This window comes from Limnoglobus roseus (assembly GCF_008254045.1).
GTDB classification, from domain to species: Bacteria; Planctomycetota; Planctomycetia; order Gemmatales; family Gemmataceae; genus Limnoglobus; species Limnoglobus roseus.
The window spans coordinates 358,326-373,962 of record NZ_CP042425.1 but is presented as its reverse complement, the minus strand read 5'-3'; the positions used below and the strand labels follow the sequence as shown (position 1 = coordinate 373,962).

Below are 15,637 nucleotides of genomic sequence, written 5' to 3'. Positions count from 1 at the left end.
CGTGTTGACGAGCCGTGTTCGTTCGGGGTAAGAGTTTAGGTCGATCCCGACCATTCCGAGGCACGACGCCGTGCGGTACTTGCTCACGGACGACCACTGGGCCATCCTCGAACCGCTCGTCGCCCAGGCCAAGCAGTTCACCGGCGGCCAGCCGCCACGCCTGTCCGACCGCATGTTCTTCGAGGCAATCCTGTACTGGGCCCGGACCGGCATCCCATGGCGGGATCTGCCGAGCGAGTTCGGGGCGTGGGACGCCGTGTACCACCGGTTCGGCCGGTGGGCCCGCTCGGGCAGCCTGCGGCGGCTGTTTGAACTGCTGACCGCCAACCCCGACCTGGGTGACGTCCGCCGCATCCTGGTCGACTCCACCGTCGTCCGCGCCCACCAGCATGCGGCCGGGGCACGGCGGAAGAAAAAAAGATCGGGGCGGCACGAAGTGCTCGCCGTGAGGGTCTTGGCCGCAGCCGGGGCGGGCTGACCACCAAGGTTCTCGTGGCGGCCGTCGACGAGGGCACGGCCCTCGCCGTCGAAGTGTTGCCGGGCCAAGCCCACGACGCCCCGCGGTTGGAGCCGCTGCTCGACGCCACCATCGCTCGCGTGCCGCACTTCGACGAGGCGGTGTGCGACAAGGGGTTCGATGGGGACGACCAGCGGCAGGCGTGCGTCGACCGGGACGTGTTCCCGAACATTCCCAGCCGGAGCAACCGGGTCGAGCCCCAGCCGTTCCTGCCGGACGGGTATCGAGAGCGGAACAAGGTGGAGCGGCTGTTCGGCAAGGCCAAGCAGTTCCGCCGGTTCGCCACCCGGTACGAGAAGCGGAAGACGATGTTCCTCGGTGTGGTCCATTTGGTGTTCGGCGTCCTGCGACTACGGCGACTCAGGAACATCAACACGGCCTAAGTGCTACGGAGTAGATTGCTTTCGTGTGTTCCTTGAACTTAATAAGTGCTGCACCGGTCTTAGCGTCCCACGTCCACACCTCGTCTCCGTATGAGCCAAGTATCCGCAAGCCGTCCGGGCTAAACGCCACAGATGAATCGTTAGGCGTGTCCCCTTCAAAGCTGAGCAAGTCTAAGTGGCATAGCCGATGGACGTAGTTCCAATCCCAACCACGTAACTCCGCAGGGCAAAGTTCAAGGAACATGTTCGCGCGCTGGCAATTGTTGATTTGAAACGCTTGGTGCGCGAAGTAGACGTTCCGCGCGTAAGCCAGCCGCTCGCGCTGGTCAGCGACGTTCTCTTTGGATTGCTTTGCAATCCCCTCTGCTACCTCCGCCCGCTGTTGGGCTTGCTCAGCGTTTGCCCGCGCGTCCACGGCTGTGGTCCGCGCCGCCTCCGCGTCGCTCCGCAGTTGGGCCTGGATGCCGTTGTCCCGTAGCAGGACGAATGCGACCGCTAGCAGCAAGGCGGCCAGCGATCCCATCGCCCAGGCCGCGGCGGCCGTCGGCTTTCGCCGCGACCACTTGTACGCCCGCTCCACTACCCCCGCTGCCTTCGCCCGGATTGGTTCGCCCTTGTGAAACCGCGTCAGGTCGTCGGCCAGGTCGGCTGCCGTGGCGTAGCGGTCGGTCGGCTCTTTCGAGAGACATTTCTGCACGATCACGTCCAGGTCGCGGGGCAGACCCTTCGTCACGGCCCGCAACTTCGGAGGCTCGTCGCGGATGATCTTCGTCAGTAGGTCCATCGTGTCGGCCGACTCGAACGGCCGGCGGCCGGCCAACAGTTCGTACAGCATGACGCCCAACGCCCACACGTCGGCCGGCGGGCCGACGAACTTCCCCCGCCCGGCCGCCTGCTCCGGGGCCATATAACTCGGCGTGCCCATGATGGCCTGCGAGGCCGTCAGGTCCGAGGCCGTCCGCTTCGCCAGGCCGAAGTCGGCGACCTTCGGCGTGCCGCCGGCGGTGAACAGCACGTTGCCCGGCTTCAGGTCGCGGTGGACGATGTCCTGGGCGTGGGCCGCGGCCACCCCCCGGGCGATTGTCTCAATAAGGTTCGCGGCGTCCCGCGGGAGCAGGGGCGAGCCGGGCTGGAGGCGGTCGGCCAGCGTGCCGCCGCCGAGCAGCTCCATCGCCAGGTACGGCGACCCGGCCTGCTCGCCGAAGTCGTACACCTCGACGACGTTCGGATGCTTGACGGTGGCGACGATCTGGGCCTCGGCGAAGAACCGCGTGACGGCAACGGGGTCGGCCACCGGGGACCGGGTGAGCATCTTCAGGGCGATGACGCGGTCGAGGGAGAGTTGGCGGGCCTCGTAGACCACGCCCATCGCCCCGCGGCCGAGAATGCCAAGGAGGTCGTAACCGGGGATGACGGAGCGATCCGCGGGGAGATTCGCGGCCGGCGGGGGCGGGCTGAAGTCCGTCGTGCGGTCGGCGTCGGTGCCCGGGGTGTGGCTCCGGGTGCCGTTCGGGGGGAAACTGTTCGTGGCGTCGTCAGGCATCGGGCAATCTCCGCGGAGATGCCGTGATCGTATCGAACGAGTTGGTTAAACGCCAGTCACGGCTTTCGCACGACGAGCCGATACGCAAACATGCTGCCGCCGAAGTCGTTCGACTCCAGCAGCGAGAGGTAGTAGGTGCCGTCGCGCGGGAGCGTGACCGTCAGCACGGGGTCGGGCGAGCCGGCGAAGTCGTCGCAACTGTCGAGGATTTGCTTGTCGGAATCGAGCAGCGTCAGCATCAGGTCGGCCGGCGAACCGAGCCTCGCGGCCTGCACTTCGATGCGGAGCTTGTCGCCGGCCTTGCCGGTGAACTGGAAGACGTCCACGTCCTTCTCGCGGTCGATCTTCCCCTCCACCGCGGCCGGCACCCGGATCGTCTGAGCCTTGTCGAAGCCGTTGTTCTCTTCCTTCTCGGCCACCCGCGGCGTGTCGTCGGCGATCGCGACCTGCGCGCGGTTCGACTCGCCGCCGGGGCCGACCACGCTGAACGCGATCGTTCGGCCGGGGGCGTCCTTCGACACGTCGAGTTCGATCTCGACTTCCGAATCGCCGACGCGGTCGAGCGGGTAGTCCTTCGGCACCCCAACCTTCTTCGGCTTGCCGACGAGCGTGGCCTTCGACTTCGGCTCGTGGACGCGGACCTCGGTGACGCCGTCCAGGTTGCTGCCGCGGACGACGAGCTTCGTCTTCTTGCCCGCCTCTACGACCAGCGGCAGCGCGACGGTCAACTTCGGCCCGGCGTCTTTCTTCTTGTCCTGAGCGAGCAGGGGGAGAATGAGCCACAGATGAACGCCGATGAACACGGACAAGACCGGAATCCATTTTTGATTCGGGTTTGATCGGTGTTGATCCGTGTTCATCGGTGGCCGTTCCTTCTTCATCACGCGAAGAGTTCTTTCACCGTTTCGCCGCCGTCGAGGACTTCGATCGGGCGGCCGTCCGGCGTGACGAGTTGCTTGCGGGGGTCGAGGCCGAGTGAGTCGAGGATCGTGTAGGCCACGTCGGCGGGCGAGACGGGGCGTTGTACCGAGTACGCGCCGTGCTTATCAGTCTTGCCGAGGACGAAGCCGGGCTTCGTGCCCGCGCCCCAGAAGAGCAGCGACGCGGCTTGGCCCCAGTGGTCGCGGCCGGCGTCCTTGTTGATCTTCGGCGTGCGGCCGAACTCGCCCATCACCACGATCAGCGTGTCCTTGTCCGTGCCGCGGGCGGTCGTGTCTTCGATGAAGGTTGACATCGCCTGGTCGAACTCGGGCAGCTTCTTGTTCAGCCCCTCGTAGATTTTTCCGTGGTGGTCCCACCCGGCGTAGTTGACGGTGACGAACCGCACACCGGCTTCGGTGAGGCGGCGGGCCAGCAACAGCGATTGCCCGGCGGTCGTGCGGCCATAGCGGTCGCGGAGTTTCTCGGGTTCCGCGGTGATGTCGAACGCCTTCTTCGCTTCCGGCGAGAGCAGCATCGCGGCCGCACGCTGGTGGAACTCGTCGTAGGTCGCGATCTGGTCGTTGCCTTGCACCTTCTTCGCGAGGCCGTCCACCGCCTTCAAGAGCGTCTCGCGACGTTCGACTTGCTTCATCGTCAACGACGCCGGCGGGGCCACGTCTTCGACCTTGTACCCGGCCGCGTTCGGATCGCCGGCCTTGAAGCTCTCGTACCGGCCGCCGAGGAACGCGCTCTTGCCGAGTTCCCAGGTGAACGACGGGTTCTTCGGTACCGACACGTAGGGCGGGAGCGTGCCGCTGAAGCCGAACTCGTGGGCGGCGACCGCGCCGATGGCGGGGTAGTCGCCGAACGGCGTGCCGAACCGGCCGGACAGCACCCAGTTGGTGGCCGTCTCGTGGTGGTCGTTGTTGTGCGACGCGGACCGCACGAGCGAAATCTTGTCCATCACCTTCGCCATCAGCGGCAGCTTCTCGCCGATCTGAAGGCCGGGGATGACGGTGCTGATGCTCTTGTAGTTGCCGCGAATCTCGGCCGGGGCGTCCGGCTTCAGGTCGAAACTGTCGTGGTGCGACAACCCGCCGCCGAGGAAGACGAGGATAACCGATTTGGCGCGAGCGCCTTTCCGCTTCTCGGTACCGGCTTCAGCTTTCAACACCGACGCGAGCGAAAGGCCGGCGACGCCGAGGCCACCGACGCGGAGGAAGTCGCGGCGGGAAGAACCGAGGGCGATGTCGAGCATCGGGCCGTTCCTATCGAAGTGCGGGCGGGGTGGGTATTATGATTATCGGCAAACGGCCGCTCGAATGGAAGACAGCATTTCGAGATTCCAGCCGGCGACAGAAGAGTTGGAGTCGCCGCTGGGCTTCTTCGAGATCGGCCTCTGTAGGGCGAATTTGAAATGCGGGAACCGCTGGATTGACGCACATCAGTCTTGGAGCACGCCCCAACCGTCTGCCTGTCCGCCGCACGACTCGGCGAGGTGGCCGAGTTCCTGTTCGAGTCGCGTGATGTCGGCGTGGGTCGGGACTATCCGAACGCAGACCCGCACTTCGTAGTAGAACCCCTGTCTCGTGTAATCTGGTTCGTTCAGTTCCCGCAACTCCGGGTGATGGCCGAGCGGGGCAGTCCTTTCGCACATTCGCTCGGCCGACTGGAGGTCGGGAAAGATGTGCTCGAAGTCGATGTCGTACGCGGCCGTCAGGTCCATGCCGGACTCGAACATGCTGCGGAGAACGTCGCCATTCTCATCGGACGGAAATTGCACGGTATAAACTCCTTCGACGGGTCACCGGTTGGCTTCCGTCACTCGGGCGTAAATCATCCGCATCTGAATCTTCTCGCTCAGCGCGGCACACTGCGAGAGGAAGATCGCGAACAGTTGGTCGCCGCGGACGCGCTCGCTGGTCAGTTCCTTCAGTGCCTCTTGCTTGATGTGCGTCACCCGGCGGAGGAAGGGCCGTAACTGCTCGGGATCGGTCACGTCCATTTGTTCCACCTCGACCATCAGCGTGCGACCGATGTAGTCATCGAGTTTCTGCTTCTGCACGAGGTCGGCGGCGGCGGCGGCCTGCTCGCGGCGGCGGCGGACCCAGCCCCACGCGATGATGGCCGCCGCGACCACGCCGAACAGGGCTTCCTTCGATTTGGAGATCAGCTCCATCGTCTGGGTGAGGCGTTTGAACGCCGCGGCCGGGTCGTGGTAGTTCGCCGCCGCGGGGTGCATCCGGGTGGCGTCGTACTCCTTGGCGGACTTGGCCGTGAGCAGGGCGGGGAAGGAGGTCCGCACGTCCGTCTCGTACAGCGCCGCCAACGTCTCGCGGACCAACCGGTCGGGCGCGTCCGACCGGGCCGCCAGGAGGGCCGTCACCGCGACCGTGCGCACCGGCGCGGCCGGGGTCGGTGCCTTGCCCGGGTACAGCCCCTGCGGAATCGTGGCGGGGGCGAACCAGGTGTGCCGCAGGGCGAACCCTTCGGGGTCGGGGAGGCCGATCAGTTCCAGGTCCGGCCGTTGGAGGAGCTTTTCCAGGATGGGGTTCATCCAGCCCGTCGTGACGAGCGCGGCCTCGACGTTCGGGTCGGTGGCCAGCGTGCTAAAGTGGGCGTCGGCGTCCCGCGTGTCCGTCAGCGGGATGTCGTAATGGGCCAACACCGTCTGCGCGTTCTGGCGGATGCTCGACCCGTTCAAGCCGAGGGCGACCCGCCGCCCGACCAAGTCCGCGGGGGTGCGGATGCCCTTGCCCTTGCGAACGAGTACGTGGAGGGGTTCGGGGAACAGCGGGGCGACTCCGGCCAGCCCGTCCGGGGTGAGGGAAACGGTCTGGATCAAGGCGAGTTCGGCCCCGCCGTCGCGGAGGAGGCCGACGTTCGCCTCGCTGCCGACGGTTTCGATGACGCGGACGGGGCGGCCGGTTCGGTCCTGCAAGTGCTTCGCGAACTGTTGGGCGAAGGTGTGGTACAGCCCGTCTTGTTTGCCCGCGGCGATGCGAATTTCCGACGGGAGCGGGTCGCGGGACGTGTACCAGGCGACCCCGCACCCGACCACCACGGCCGCGGCAACGATCGCGACGAAAATGCGGGCGAACGTGCGCATCGTGGAACTCGGTAGGGAATGGGGCGAGGCACCACTCCCATCTGTTCGCATCCGGAGGGTGGGGATTTCGAGCGCCCCACCCCTTCGGCATTGCCCGAGCCGATATGGGAGCGACGGGACGAGAACGAACTGGCCCGCCTCCGGCGTCCTTGTGATCGTGCCGGCAGCGGGCCAGATTGAGTCTTGCTCGATACTGCCTCACTCAATCGTCAACATCGCGGCGGCGGCGCTTCGCGGGCCGATCGTCTTCGTCGTCATCGTCATCAACGGGCCGCCGCTTCTTCGCCGGGCGGTCGTCCTCGTCTTCATCGACGATTGCCCGGCGTTTCTTTGCGGGCCGATCGTCGTCCTCGTTGTCTTCGTCGTCCTCGTACCGCGGCTTCTTCTTCCGCGGGCGGTCCTCGTCGTCGTCGTAATCGCTGTAGTCCCGGCCCCGCGCGCCCAGCCGTCGGCGACCGCGGCGGGATTGCGAATCGTGTTCGGCGTCGCCGAACGCGAGAATCGGGTAGAAGACGAACCCGAGCAGCAACAAGCCCACGCCGAACCCGGCATCCTTGCTGAACCGCTGGGCGAGGGCAAACGGGAGGGTGAAAATCAACCCGATGGCCACGAAGCCGTTCACGACCGGCACGAGCAACAGCCAGAACCAGGCGGCCTCCATACGCGCCACCCGGGTAATCAGGATGTACGCCCCGTAGAAGGGCACGATGGCCGCCCACCCCGGTTCGCCCGCCTTCTCGAAGATTTTCCACATGCTCGCGAGCATTAGGCCGATGATCGCAAGATAGATGATGCCGGCGACGGCCATGTTTCACACACGGTGTGGGGAGTGGATTCGGAACAACTTCGAAAGAGTTTACCGGGGCCGTCCCGCGGACGCAATTCGATTTGCCGGCTACTTCCGAAACCCCGCGACGCGGTGGAACGTCAGGTGGTTCGCATCGTGGGCGCTGTGGGCCGGCGTGCCGTCGGGTTCTTCGGACGCGGTGCGGACCACGGCGATCAAGTCGTCGCCGTCGAACTGCCAGTCGGCGTACTGGTAGCCATGGGCTTTTACATCGGCATTCTGGATCACGGGCCGGTTCACGGTCCACGTGCGCAGGTCGGTGGACGATGCGAGGGCGAGCGTGTTTCGACGGCTGGCGGCGTTCGGCCCTTCGAACTCCTTCGGGACGAAGTTCGCCAGTGTCCAGTACTTCTTGCTCGCCGGGTCGAAGCGGATCGTGAACTTCTTGCCGCCGCCGGGGAAGTCGATGAAGTCCTTCGCGGGGTCGAACGTCGCCGTCTTGCTGTTGGCGGAAATGCGGACGACGGCGGCCTTCTCCGGATAGCCGGGCTGTTGCACGCGCAAGATGTCCACGACTTCCCCGCCCGGCGTGGCGACGGCGTTGCCTTCGAGCCAGCCGCCGAACTTGCCGTCGAACCAACCGTAATCGGCCGTCAGCTTGTTGGTCGTCGTCCAACTCTTCGCGTCGAGCAGGTCGGCGTCCTCCGCGGCGGACATCATGAACGCGCGGAACTTGCGGTCCCAGCCCTTGCCGCCGTTGGTCGGGTTGGCCTCCTCCATCGCCCGCCACAGGCGGCCGTTGTGGGCCAGCACGGGGACGGGGGCGCAGTGGTACATGCCGTCGGCGTGCAGCAGGCCGGTCTTCGCGTCCTTCGGCTCGGTCCACGTTTTGCCGCCGTCGGTGGACCGCCGGACGATGCAGAAACCGCGGGCCTTCGAAACACCCATCAGATAAAGCGCGTCGCGGTGGACGAACAGTGTGCCCCACCAGTGGCCGACGATCTCGGTTCGCTTCGCCCAGGTCTTGCCGCGGTCAGCGGACGCGAAAACGAGCGTGCGGTCGCCGTTGTCACCGGCCATGAACAGGTCATGCGAGGCGACGTACTCGCCGTTCGGCAGGACGGCCAGGGAAGGGGAGCCGACGAACTGCTTCGAGCTTGCGGGTGAGTGGGAAACGACGACGCCCGACGGCGGGGCGGCAAGGGCGAAGGCGGCGAGGGCCAGAGCGTACATGAGTGAGGCTCCGATCAGAGTAGGTCGGGCGTCATTGTAGGGGCGGATTGGACTGGCGACCGACCTCGCCCGGCCGGTACACTTCGCCTCTCCACGGAGGGCAGGCGGTGGCGCGACGCGGACGCATGGCGAGATCAGGACGAACCGTCGCGGTGGCGCTCGGCGTCTTCCTACTGGGACAGGTCGCACTCAACGCCGCGTTGGAAACCGTCCGCCCGGAGTGGCGCGACCCGGAGTTCGGCTGGCGGTTGAAGGCCGTGCGGAAACTCGCCGGGCGGCCACTGGTCCTCGCGCTCGGCAGCTCGCGCACACAGATGGGCCTGTCGCCGCACGACCTCGGCCTCGGCGACGGCGTGATAGTCTATAACTTCGGCGAAGCCGGCAGCGGGCCGTTACATCTTTTGCTGAACCTTCGACGAGTCCTTGACGCGGGCGTGAAGCCCGACGCGGTTCTCGTTGAAGTGATGCCAGCCGTGCTGAGCCACCCCGGCGCGGCCGAGGACTTCTTCCACGACCACGTCACGCGCCTCGGCTACGCCGACCTCGGCCGCCTGGAGCCGTACTGCGACGACGCGACCACTCTGCGGAACCGCTGGTTGGCGCACCGCGTTTCGCCGTGGCACGCGCAGCGGTTCTTGCTGCTCAGTCACTGGCAGCCGGGCTTGCTGCCGTGGCAGGCGCGGGTGGACTTTCAATGGCGGATGATGGACGACCGCGGGTGGGTACCGTACCCCTTCGAGACGATCCCCGAAGATCACCGCCAGCGGCAGACGGCGGATGTCGCCCGGCAGTACGAGCAGACGTTGCGCGAGTTCACCCTCGCGCCGCTGCCGGACCGGGCGTTGCGCGACCTGCTCGCGCTCTGCCAAGAGCGGGGCATTGCCGTGGCGATGTACCGGATGCCGGAAGGCTCGATGTTCCGGCAGTGGACCTCGCCGTCGGCGACCGCGACGATCGAAGGCTATCTCGCACAACTCTCCACGACGACCGGCGTGCCGATCTTCGACGCGACGACGTGGCTACCAGACGAAGCGTTCGCCGACGGCCACCACCCGTTGAAGTCCGGGGCGAAGCGGTTCAGCGCACGATTCGGCCGCGAGTGCCTGAACCCGTGGCTCACTTCCTGTAAATTGACTCCTGACCCCTGACTCCTGACTCCTGACTCCTGATCTCCGATGATGAAACTCCCCACGCTCCAGCGCGTCCGCCAGATCGCCCCGCAGCCGACCGTCGCCGACGTGCCGGCCGAGACCCGTCGGGCGTGGCTCACGTCCAAGCTCGCGAAGCGGATCAAGCCCGGCATGCGGATCGCCGTCGGGTGCGGCAGCCGCGGCATCAAGAACTACCTCGCCATCGCGAAGGCGACCATCGACGCCTTGAAGGAACTCGGCGCGCAGCCGTTCGTCGTCGCGGCGATGGGGTCGCACGGCGGGGCCACCCCGCAGGGGCAGCGGGAACTGCTCGCCAGTTACTTTATCGACGAAGAGCACCTCGGCGTGCCGGTGCTGACCGACATGGACGCCGTCAACGTCGGCACGAACTCGTGGAACCTGCCGGTCTGGTGGGACAAGAACGCCCTCGCCGCCGACGGCGTTGTGACCGTGTCGCGGGTGAAGCCGCACACCGACTTCCGCGGCCGGTTCGAGAGCGGCATCCTGAAGATGCTGACCATCGGCCTCGGCAAGCGGCACGGGGCCGATCAGGTGCACTCGTGGGGCGTCCGTGGCCTCGCCGAGATGATGCCCGAGTCGGCGAAACTGCTCATGGCCAAGACTCCGTTCCTCGGCGGCCTCGCCATCGTCGAGAACACGAACGAGGAAACCGCCATCCTCAAGGTGGTCGACAAGGACGACCTGTTCGAAGAGGAACCGCCGCTGTTGGTGCAGGCCCGCGAGCTGATGGGCAAGATTCCGTTCGACAAGCTCGACGTGCTGATCGTCGGCGAGTGCGGCAAGAACTACAGCGGGGCCGGCCTCGACCCGAACGTCGTCGGCCGGCTGCTGATCGAAGCGTCGCCGGAAATGGAACTCGCGGCGTCGAAGCCCCGCATCACCCGCATCGGCGTGCTGGACGTGTCGCCCGAGAGCCACGGCAACGCGACCGGCATCGGCATCGCCGACCTCGTGACGAACCGCAGCCTGGCGAACATCGACCCGAAGCCGTTCCGCATGAACAACCTGACGGCCCGCTTCCTGTGGCGGAGCAAGTTGCCCATCGGCTTCGAGACCGACCGCGAGTGCATTCAGCAGTGCGTCGAAACGTGCTGGAATCCGGAGGAGGAGAACCTTCGGGTAGCGGTCATCCCGAACACGCTGGAGGTGGCCGACCTGTGGGTGTCGCCAACGCTGATTACGGAAGCGAAGGCGAATCCGCACTTGGACGTGGTCGGCGACCCGCGCGATTGGCCGTTCGACGCGAGCGGGGCGCTGAACCAGGAAGCCCTCTTCCCGCACAGCGTCCGGGCACGGCGGACGCCGCACGCATAAACTGACGACACCCTTCTTCTCCCCGGGACTGCCATCATGTTCGCGACCAGCCTAACCGTGACCCTCACCGCGATCCTCGCGACGGAGACGATGCGGCCGCTCCGCTGGGAGAAGGAAGTCGCCGGCATCGAGAAGCGCATCGCGGGTGAACACCACGCCGAGGGCGGTGTCGTGTTCGCCGGCAGTTCCTCGATCCGCCTGTGGAACCTGACGAAGTCGTTCCCCGATCAGAAGTACGTCAACGCCGGGTTCGGCGGGTCCGAGATTCGCGACTCCACGCAGTTCGCCGACCGGCTCATCGTGCCGCACCAGCCCAAGACGATCGTCTTCTACGCCGGCGACAACGACATCGCGAACAAGCGCACGCCGGCCCAACTCCGCGACGACTTCGCGGCCTTCGTGAAGCACATTCACGCGAAGTTGCCGAAGACGCGAATTCTGTACCTGCCGGTGAAGCCGAGCCTGGCCCGGTGGAAGATGTACGACGTGCAACAATCGGCGAACGGCATGATCCGGGCAATGGGCGAAACCGATCCGCTTCTGACCTACGTGGACACCGTGCCGGTGACGCTGGGGGCGGACGGCAGGCCGAAGCCGGAGTTCTTCCAGAAGGACGGCCTACACATGAACGACACCGGCTACGCCGCGTGGTCGGCGGTGGTGAAGAAAGCCCTGGAGTAAGTCAGAGCGTCCGCGATAAAAAAAGAGCGTGCGACCCGTCGGGTCGCACGCTCACGCTGCCTCATTTCATCAAATCACGTCAAGTCGTTCAGCGGGCCGTCGCCGCAGTAGTTCGGGTTGCCGAATGACTTCACGCGGTGGCCGAAGCCGTGGGCCATCGACACCAGCAGGCGGTTGTGCGGGACTTGCTTGTACTTCAGCGACCGGCCCATCTTGAAGTCGAGGCCACCGCCGACGAGTAGGAACGGCGTGTCGTTGTGCGTGTGCGAGTTGCCCTGGCCCAACTCGTTCGTCCACACGATGGTCGTGTTGTCCAGCAGACTGCCTTGGCCCCCCGGTTCCGGCGTCTCGGAGAGCCGCTTTGCCAAGTAGGCCATCTGCTCGCAGAACCAGGTGTCGATCTTCGTAAGCTTCTCCTGGGCCGCGTCGTTCTTGTTCGGCTCGTGCGACAGTTCGTGGTGGCCTTCGTTGATGCCCAGCCACTTCATGCGGGCACCGCCGACGCTGTTCGTGTACTGCAACGTCGCCACCCGGCTGAAGTCCGACGCGAAGCTGTTGACCATCAACTCGATCTGCATCTTGCTGATCTTCGGGATGTTGTCGTTGTCCCCCTTCACGCCCGGCTCCAGGTCCGGCACCTTGTGGCCGATCTCGCCGTGCGACTTCGCCGCCTTTAGTTCCTGCTCCATTTCGCGCACGAACGTGGTGTGCTCGTCGAGCAACTTGCGGTCCTCGCTGCTCACGGCCCCGGCGACTTTCTTCAGGTCGGCGTTCAGGTCGTCGAGGACGCTCGCCAGCACCTTGTTGTCGGCGGTGCGGCCGTAGAGTCGCTTGAACATCTGGTACGGATCGGAGACCGGCGCGACCGGCTTGTTCGCCCCGGTGTAGACCATCCGCGTCCAGGTGTCGGCACGGTCGGGCACTTGCACGCCGAGTTCGAGGCTGCCAAAACGGGTCTTCGTGGCCTCGTCTTTTTGCAGGAAGTTCTTGATTTCCTGGTCGATCGACAGCCCCTTCGCCCACCCGGCCGGCGTGTCGGACCCGCCCTGGATGTTGCCGGGGAAGAGTTCGATGCCCGTCAGCAAACAGCCGATGCCGCGCATGTGGCCGTCGCCGTCGCCGCGAATCTTGTCGGCAATGCCGTGCAGGAAGAGTGTCTGCTTTTTGAACGGCTCCAGCGGCTTCACGCTCGTCGGCAGAGTGAAATCGCTGCCCGTTTCCTTTGGCCAGAAGTTCCAGGGCACGACGCCGTTCGGCGTGAACATCACGACGAGCCGTTGCTTCCGCTTGCCCTGGTTGGCGAAGCCGAGGCTCGGCAGGTTCAGGACGAACGGCACGGCGGCAGCCGACAGGCCGAGGGTGCGGATGAAGTCGCGGCGGGTCTGACTCACAAGTCACTCCGGGTCTGTTTTTGTAACCCAGAGCGGAAGCGACGGGGTGAGACGATTCCACCCCGTCGCTTCCGCTCTGGGTTACAAAGATCAATCTCTTCCTTTTACGGCGGCGGTGGCGACGATCTCCACTGCCAATTGTCGCACATTGCAGCCGGTCTTGGCAAACGATTCCCTGAGTTCCGCCCCACGCTTCGCTCCGTAAGCACGAATCGACTGCTGCACGAGGTGGTGGAACATTTGCTCGGCGAAGGCCGTCTGTGCGTCCGGGCTGTCGGCCAGGAACTTCGCGAGTTCGGCCGGCCCCTTGAATGCCTTTTGCTCGCCGGCGCGGGTCTGGTAGCCGCCGGTGGCATCGACGGCCTTATTGTGATCGAGTTCGCGGAAGCGGCCGATGGCGTCGAAGTTTTCGAGGACGAAGCCGAGCGGGTTGATGACCGCGTGGCACGACTGGCAGTTCACGCCCTTCGTTTGCAGTTCGACCCGCTCGCGGGTCGTCAGCGTCGGGTGCAGGTCGGCGGCCAACGGCGTGAACGCTTCCGCCGGCGGCTTGAGGCCGACGCCGAGGATGCCGCGGGCCACGAACACGCCGCGGTGGATCGGCGACGTTTCACCGGTGTACGCGAACGTCGCCATCATGAACGGGTGCGTCAGCACGCCGGCGCGACGACCCTTCTCGAACGCGACCTTCTGGAACGGCGCGTCGGCCGGCAAGTCGGCCCCGTAGAACTTCGCGAGCCGGCCGTTGAGGTACGTCTCGTTGCCGAGGAAGAACTGGCGGAAGTCGGATTTCTCGGACCCGACCACGTCGTCCAGGAGCAGGTCGAGCGAGGTTCGCAGGTCGGCGACCACGGCGGCGTCGAAGCCGGGGAACCGCTTCGGGTCCTTCTGCGCGTCGCGGGCGTGATCGACCTTCAGCCAGTGGTGCAGGAAGCCGCGGATGCGGGCCTTCGCCCGCGTGTCGGCCATCATCTTGTCGGTCTGTTTGCGAACGTCGTCGAGCGTCTTGAGCTTGTTGTTGGCGGCGAGAGTGAGCAACTCCTGATCGGGGATCGAGTCCCACAGGGCGAAGGCCATGCGGGCGGCCACGTCGTATTGATCCGGCGTCCCGCCGACTTCGCGGTACAGGAACCGCGGCGACTTCAAGATCATCAGCACGGACCGCTTCGCCGCCGCCTGCACGTCCGGCGTGCTCTCGATGGCGCGGGTGATGTACATCTTTTCGAGGTCGTCCGTGATCGGCTTGCGGAAGGCGAGCTTCGCGAACTGCCGCAGGAAGACTTTCAGCTTCTCGGCCCGCTTGTCGTCGCGGTCGTTGACCTTCGCGATCTCGTTGAGGAAGGTGGAAACGTAGCCGGCCGCGTCGAAGGCGGCGTCGGTGGTGGCCTGATCCCACGCCTTCGAGACGGTGGTGCCGCGCTCCCAGCCGTAGCTGCGGTCGTCCGGCGGGAACTTCGTTTGATCGACGTACACTTCCGGCGAGAACTGCGGCGACAGGTTCCGGGCGGGGATGACCTCTTCCGTGCCGTTGGGTTGCTGCCACAGCAGTTGCACGAACGCCGGGATCGGCTTCGGGTCTTTGTCCTTCACGCCCTGGAGGGCCTTCGAGAAGTCGACGCGAATCGGGTACGCCCGGCCGCCGAGGAGGAACAGCGTGCCCTTGTACTCGTTGTCGCTGCCGGACCGCACGTAGCCGTCGGCGAGGGCCTTCTTGTTGTCGTTCACCCACAGTCGGACCGACTGATCGCTCTTGACGATGAACGTGTACTCGCCCGTCTCCGGCACGAGGATGCTGCCGGTCCACCGGGCCGAGAACTCCTTCGCGTCGAAGTCCTTCTCGGTGGGGGCCTTCGTGCCGAAGTCGAATTTCACCTCCGGGTCGAGGCGGTCGATCTGCCGTTGGCCGTGGTTGCGGTTCTTGAAGTACTCGCCCTTGAGGCCGCGCTTGGCGTCCCACGTCGTGTTGTTGTTCCCGCCGCGGAAGCTGCCGAGGATGTCGGCGAGGGCGTTCTTGTATTGCGGGACTGTCAGCCGTGCGAGTTCGATCCGCACCGGCTTGTTCTTCTCGCGGGCGGCCGTCGAGTAGAAGGCGTCGTAGGTGTACGCAGCGATCTTCGCGGAGTCGTCCTTCGACAGCGACCCCGGATCGTTCTCCGGCATCGTCTTCTGAATCTGCTCGGCCAACTGCGGCACCGACCGCTCGCCCGCGAGCGGCTTCGGGTACTTCTTCGTACCCTCGCCGACTTTGCCGTGGCAGCGGGCACACTGGGCGGCGTACATCTGTTCGCCAGTATCGGCCGACGCCGGGGCCGTGAGCAGCAGCGCGGCCGTCAGGAGGCCGAGCCAACGAGTTCGAAGGTTTTGCAGCATTGTCTGAAACTAAGCGACGTTCGCGGAAGCGAACAGGTAGGCTGGTATTACCTTAGTATCGACGGAGACCGGGGCCAGGTCAAGCTCCAAGCAAAAAATGACGGTGACGAAGCTGGGGTCATTGTCTGGTCATTATTTCTCCCGGCCGGGTCATTTTTTGATCAAATTGCGGTCGAAACCCACGCTTCTCACTCTCATTTTTCAAGGCTGTTCGCT

The 15,637-nt window shown here is 65.5% G+C and carries 14 protein-coding genes; 5 read left to right on the top strand and 9 right to left on the bottom strand.

All coding sequences use genetic code 11. From position 1 onward, the window contains the following. Positions 1-70: 70 nt before the first annotated feature. Positions 71-478: an IS5 family transposase gene (locus PX52LOC_RS01545; protein WP_168218752.1), complete on the top strand. Its 408-nt coding sequence runs from the start codon at positions 71-73 to the stop codon at positions 476-478. A 14-nt stretch (positions 479-492) separates the two neighbouring features. Further along, complete coding sequence (locus PX52LOC_RS01540) at positions 493-900, top strand: transposase (protein WP_390635774.1); 408 nt, start codon at positions 493-495, stop codon at positions 898-900. Here the strand turns inward: PX52LOC_RS01540 and PX52LOC_RS01535 are convergent. The 7 genes from PX52LOC_RS01535 to PX52LOC_RS01505 all read right to left on the bottom strand — a co-directional run bounded on the left by PX52LOC_RS01535 (position 887) and on the right by PX52LOC_RS01505 (position 8,493). Further along, positions 887-2,443, bottom strand: a complete 1,557-nt coding sequence (locus tag PX52LOC_RS01535) for a serine/threonine-protein kinase (RefSeq protein WP_149108425.1) — start codon at positions 2,441-2,443, stop codon at positions 887-889. The two genes, PX52LOC_RS01540 and PX52LOC_RS01535, sit on opposite strands and share 14 nt — an antisense overlap. 56 nt (positions 2,444-2,499) lie before the next feature. Next, positions 2,500-3,246, bottom strand: a complete 747-nt coding sequence (locus PX52LOC_RS01530; protein WP_246173830.1) for a PPC domain-containing protein — start codon at positions 3,244-3,246, stop codon at positions 2,500-2,502. A 77-nt stretch (positions 3,247-3,323) separates the two neighbouring features. After that, complete coding sequence (locus PX52LOC_RS01525) at positions 3,324-4,622, bottom strand: DUF1501 domain-containing protein (protein ID WP_149108423.1); 1,299 nt, start codon at positions 4,620-4,622, stop codon at positions 3,324-3,326. A 186-nt stretch (positions 4,623-4,808) separates the two neighbouring features. After that, on the bottom strand, positions 4,809-5,147 hold the full coding sequence (locus tag PX52LOC_RS01520) for a ribonuclease E inhibitor RraB (protein ID WP_149108422.1): 339 nt from the start codon (positions 5,145-5,147) through the stop codon (positions 4,809-4,811). A gap of 21 nt (positions 5,148-5,168) precedes the next feature. Further along, on the bottom strand, positions 5,169-6,473 hold the full coding sequence (locus PX52LOC_RS01515) for a TAXI family TRAP transporter solute-binding subunit (RefSeq protein ID WP_168218750.1): 1,305 nt from the start codon (positions 6,471-6,473) through the stop codon (positions 5,169-5,171). A 202-nt stretch (positions 6,474-6,675) separates the two neighbouring features. Next, on the bottom strand, positions 6,676-7,281 hold the full coding sequence (locus PX52LOC_RS41560; RefSeq protein WP_178132534.1) for a DUF5684 domain-containing protein: 606 nt from the start codon (positions 7,279-7,281) through the stop codon (positions 6,676-6,678). Positions 7,282-7,368: 87 nt separating this feature from the next. Further along, positions 7,369-8,493, bottom strand: a complete 1,125-nt coding sequence (locus PX52LOC_RS01505; RefSeq protein ID WP_149108420.1) for a sialidase family protein — start codon at positions 8,491-8,493, stop codon at positions 7,369-7,371. A gap of 125 nt (positions 8,494-8,618) precedes the next feature. Between PX52LOC_RS01505 and PX52LOC_RS01500 the strand changes: the two genes are divergently transcribed. The 3 genes from PX52LOC_RS01500 to PX52LOC_RS01490 are packed head-to-tail and all read left to right on the top strand — an operon-like array spanning position 8,619 to position 11,660. Next, positions 8,619-9,641 (top strand): hypothetical protein, encoded by a 1,023-nt coding sequence (locus PX52LOC_RS01500; protein WP_149108419.1) that lies wholly within the window; start codon positions 8,619-8,621, stop codon positions 9,639-9,641. 27 nt (positions 9,642-9,668) lie between these two features. After that, positions 9,669-10,979: a nickel-dependent lactate racemase family protein gene (locus PX52LOC_RS01495; protein WP_246173628.1), complete on the top strand. Its 1,311-nt coding sequence runs from the start codon at positions 9,669-9,671 to the stop codon at positions 10,977-10,979. Positions 10,980-11,015: 36 nt separating this feature from the next. After that, on the top strand, positions 11,016-11,660 hold the full coding sequence (locus PX52LOC_RS01490) for a GDSL-type esterase/lipase family protein (RefSeq protein ID WP_149108418.1): 645 nt from the start codon (positions 11,016-11,018) through the stop codon (positions 11,658-11,660). A 74-nt stretch (positions 11,661-11,734) separates the two neighbouring features. Here the strand turns inward: PX52LOC_RS01490 and PX52LOC_RS01485 are convergent, their stop codons facing one another. Continuing rightward, the gene (locus tag PX52LOC_RS01485) at positions 11,735-13,051 is read right to left on the bottom strand and encodes a DUF1552 domain-containing protein (RefSeq protein WP_149108417.1); all 1,317 of its coding nucleotides are present in this window, start codon (positions 13,049-13,051) and stop codon (positions 11,735-11,737) included. A 90-nt stretch (positions 13,052-13,141) separates the two neighbouring features. Continuing rightward, a complete protein-coding gene (locus PX52LOC_RS01480) occupies positions 13,142-15,421 on the bottom strand; it encodes a DUF1592 domain-containing protein (protein ID WP_149108416.1) in 2,280 nt (759 codons plus the stop codon). Positions 15,422-15,637 lie beyond the last annotated feature (216 nt).

Coding starts and splice junctions, on each gene's coding strand:
- PX52LOC_RS01495 (WP_246173628.1), top strand. CDS start 9,669: ATGATGAAACTCCCCACGCTCCAGCGCGTCCGCCAGATCGCCCCGCAG.
- PX52LOC_RS01500 (WP_149108419.1), top strand. CDS start 8,619: ATGGCGAGATCAGGACGAACCGTCGCGGTGGCGCTCGGCGTCTTCCTA.
- PX52LOC_RS01505 (WP_149108420.1), bottom strand. CDS start 8,493: ATGTACGCTCTGGCCCTCGCCGCCTTCGCCCTTGCCGCCCCGCCGTCG.
- PX52LOC_RS01525 (WP_149108423.1), bottom strand. CDS start 4,622: ATGCTCGACATCGCCCTCGGTTCTTCCCGCCGCGACTTCCTCCGCGTC.
- PX52LOC_RS01480 (WP_149108416.1), bottom strand. CDS start 15,421: ATGCTGCAAAACCTTCGAACTCGTTGGCTCGGCCTCCTGACGGCCGCG.
- PX52LOC_RS01535 (WP_149108425.1), bottom strand. CDS start 2,443: ATGCCTGACGACGCCACGAACAGTTTCCCCCCGAACGGCACCCGGAGC.
- PX52LOC_RS41560 (WP_178132534.1), bottom strand. CDS start 7,281: ATGGCCGTCGCCGGCATCATCTATCTTGCGATCATCGGCCTAATGCTC.
- PX52LOC_RS01490 (WP_149108418.1), top strand. CDS start 11,016: ATGTTCGCGACCAGCCTAACCGTGACCCTCACCGCGATCCTCGCGACG.
- PX52LOC_RS01515 (WP_168218750.1), bottom strand. CDS start 6,473: ATGCGCACGTTCGCCCGCATTTTCGTCGCGATCGTTGCCGCGGCCGTG.